We start from the raw sequence: 3,027 nt of genomic DNA, 5'->3' as shown, positions 1-3,027 counted from the left end.
CGCCCGCGGAAACGAGCCTTCTGCTGCCGCTGTTCAAGGATTTCGCGCTGCCGCTGGGCATCTTCTACATCGTGCTGACCTACTTCGTGATCGTGGGCAGCTCCAACGCGGTTAACCTGACCGACGGGCTCGACGGGCTCGCCATCATGCCGACGGTGCTGGTCGCCATGGGCCTTGCGGTGTTCGCCTACGCCAGCGGCAACGCGGTGTTCGCCACCTACCTGCACATCCCCTTCATCCACGGTACCGGTGAGCTGGCGGTCTTCTGCGCCACCATCGCCGGCGCCGGGCTCGGGTTTCTGTGGTTCAACACCTATCCCGCCCAGGTGTTCATGGGCGACGTGGGCGCGCTGGCGCTGGGGGCGGCCCTTGGCGTGGTGGCGGTCATCGTGCGCCAGGAGATCGTGCTGTTCATCATGGGCGGCATCTTCGTGCTCGAGACCGTCTCGGTCATTCTTCAGGTGGCCTCCTTCAAGCTGACCGGCCGACGCATCTTTCGCATGGCGCCGCTGCACCACCACTACGAGCTGAAGGGTTGGCCGGAACCGCGGGTCATCGTGCGCTTCTGGATCATCACCGTGGTGCTGGTGCTCCTGGGGCTGGCGACGCTCAAGGTTCGCTGATCAACGCCGTCGATCGCCGCCGCGCAAGGAGCCGACGCATGCAAGTACCTGAGGGAGTCACCGCGGTCATCGGGCTGGGCATCTCCGGCCGGGCGATCTGTCGCCACCTCGAGCGCCTGGGCGCGCCCTTCGTGCTGATCGATACCCGGGCAGAACCCCCGGGGCTTGCGGATTTCGAGGCGCTCCACCCGGGCGTGGCCACCTGGTGCGGCCCGCTTTCGAAGGTGGATTTCAGCCGCGCCCGGGAAGTGGTGCTGAGCCCCGGGGTCGATCCCGCGACCCCGGGGCTCGAGGGCCTGGCCAAGCGGCAAAGCCCCGTCACCGGCGAGCCTCTGCTGGTGGGGGAGATCGCGCTGTTTCGCCGTGCGGTGAAGGCGCCGATAGCGGCGATCACCGGCTCCAACGCCAAGTCGACCGTCACCACGCTGCTGGGTGACATGGCCCGCGCCTGCGGGGTCGATGCCGCCGTGGGCGGCAATCTCGGCACGGCGGCGCTGACGCTGCTGGAAACCCAGCCCGAGGCTGAGCTCTACATTCTCGAGCTCTCGAGCTTCCAGCTCGAGACCACGCCCAGGCTCGGCGCTGCCGCGGCACTGTTTCTCAATCTCAGCGACGACCATCTCGACCGTCACGGTGACCTGGAAGGCTACCGCGCGGCGAAGGCGCGCATCTTTCTCGGCGCCGAGTGCGCCGTGGTCAACGCCGACGATTCTCGCACCTGGCCCGATGCGCCGGGCATGCCGCTCGACCATTTCGGTGCAAGCGCCCATCTCGAGGGCGGCTGGGGCCTGGCGACGGTGGAGGGGCGAACCTGGCTTGCCAAGGGCGACGAGTGCCTGATCGAGGCCGCGGCCATTCCGCTCGCTGGGCGTCACAATCAGCTCAACGCGCTGGCCGCGCTCGCCCTCGGCGAGCGTCTGGGCCTTTGTCGCGAGAAGATGCTCGAGGCGCTTGTGCAGTTCAAGGGCTTGCCCCATCGCAGCGAGCTGGTCGACACGCTCGCCGGCGTGCGCTACGTCAACGACTCCAAGGGCACCAACGTCGGCGCGACCCTGGCGGCGATCGAAGGCATCGGGGCGGCGCTCGACGGCCGGCTGGTGCTGCTGGCCGGGGGCGTCGGCAAGGGCGCCGACTTCTCGCCGCTCGCCGTACCGCTTGAACGCTACGCTCGCGAGGTCGTTGTGTTCGGCGCCGATGCCCCGCGCCTCGAGCAGGCGCTCGAGGGCGCGGTGCGCGTGCGCCGGGTCGCGACCCTCGATGACGCCCTGAACGCCGCCCGCGAGATCGCCGAGCCCGGCGACTGCGTGCTTCTTTCGCCGGCCTGTGCCAGTCTCGACCAGTTCGCCAACTACGAGGCGCGCGGCGAGGCGTTTCGCCGCTGGGTGGCCCAACACCGCAGTGAGGTCTCTTCATGAGTCGTCGTCAGCGCTTTCTCAACGCCGTCGCCACGCGTCATCTGCCCTGCGATATCTGGTTGATCGTGGCAGTGGTCACGCTGGCGGGCCTGGGCTGGGTGATGGTCAGCTCCGCCTCGGTGGGGCTTCTGGAAAACAGCTACTACTATTCTCGCCAGCACGCGATCTTCCTGCTGGTGTCGGGGTTCGCCTGTCTGTTCATGCTTTGCGTGCCGCTCGAGGCGTGGCGCCAGAACGCCTCGCTCATCCTGATGGCGAGCATCTTCATGCTGGTGATGGTGCTGCTGGTCGGCCAGGAGGTCAACGGCAGCAAGCGCTGGATCTCGCTGCCCGGGCCGCTTCCCAGCCTGCAGATCTCGGAGCTTGGCAAGGTGGGGTTGATCTTCTACATGGCGGCGTTCATGTCGCGCTTCACCTATGAGCTGCGCAACCGGGCGTTCAGCATGTGGCGACCGATCGCGGTGCTCGCCATTCCCGCGGGACTTCTGTTCCTGGCGCCGGACTTCGGTGGCATGGTGGTCTATACCGTCTGCGTGATCGGCATGCTGATGATGAGCGGGGCATCGCTCACGCTGCTGATCGGCAGCGGCGGGGTACTGGCCTTCGGTGCGGTGATGATGGTGATCATGGAGCCCTACCGCCTGGCGCGCTGGACGAGCTTTCTCGACCCCTGGGCGGACCAGTTCGCCACCGGCTACCAGCTGACCCAGGCCCTGATCGCCTTCGGCCGCGGCCATGTGACCGGCATGGGGCTTGGCAACAGCGTGCAGAAGCTGCACTACCTGCCCGAGGCGCATACCGACTTCATCTTCGCGGTGATCGCCGAGGAGCTCGGCATGATCGGCGCGGTGTGCGTGGTATTGCTGTTCACCCTGTTCGTCGCCCGGGCGATGCTGATCGGCCGGCGGGCGGAGCTTTCCGGCCATCTGTTTGGCGCCTACGTGAGCTACGGCATCGGCTTCATCGTCTCCGCCCAGGCGTTCATCAAC

Annotated in this window: 3 protein-coding genes; all 3 read left to right on the top strand. The window is 67.3% G+C overall.

Annotated features, from left to right (window positions below):
• On the top strand, positions 1–623 hold a 623-nt coding region (gene mraY / locus BIS11_RS13930), incomplete at its 5' end, for a phospho-N-acetylmuramoyl-pentapeptide-transferase (protein ID WP_253586340.1).
• Between the two features lie 38 nt (positions 624–661).
• Positions 662–2,038, top strand: a complete 1,377-nt coding sequence (murD, locus tag BIS11_RS13925; protein ID WP_253426417.1) for a UDP-N-acetylmuramoyl-L-alanine--D-glutamate ligase — start codon at positions 662–664, stop codon at positions 2,036–2,038.
• On the top strand, positions 2,035–3,027 hold a 993-nt coding region (locus BIS11_RS13920), incomplete at its 3' end, for an FtsW/RodA/SpoVE family cell cycle protein (protein ID WP_253586338.1). The genes murD and BIS11_RS13920, both read left to right, overlap by 4 nt.

The organism is Halomonas sp. 707D4 (assembly GCF_024158685.1).
GTDB lineage: Bacteria > Pseudomonadota > Gammaproteobacteria > Pseudomonadales > Halomonadaceae > Vreelandella.
This window is presented reverse-complemented; position numbering and strand designations above follow the sequence as displayed.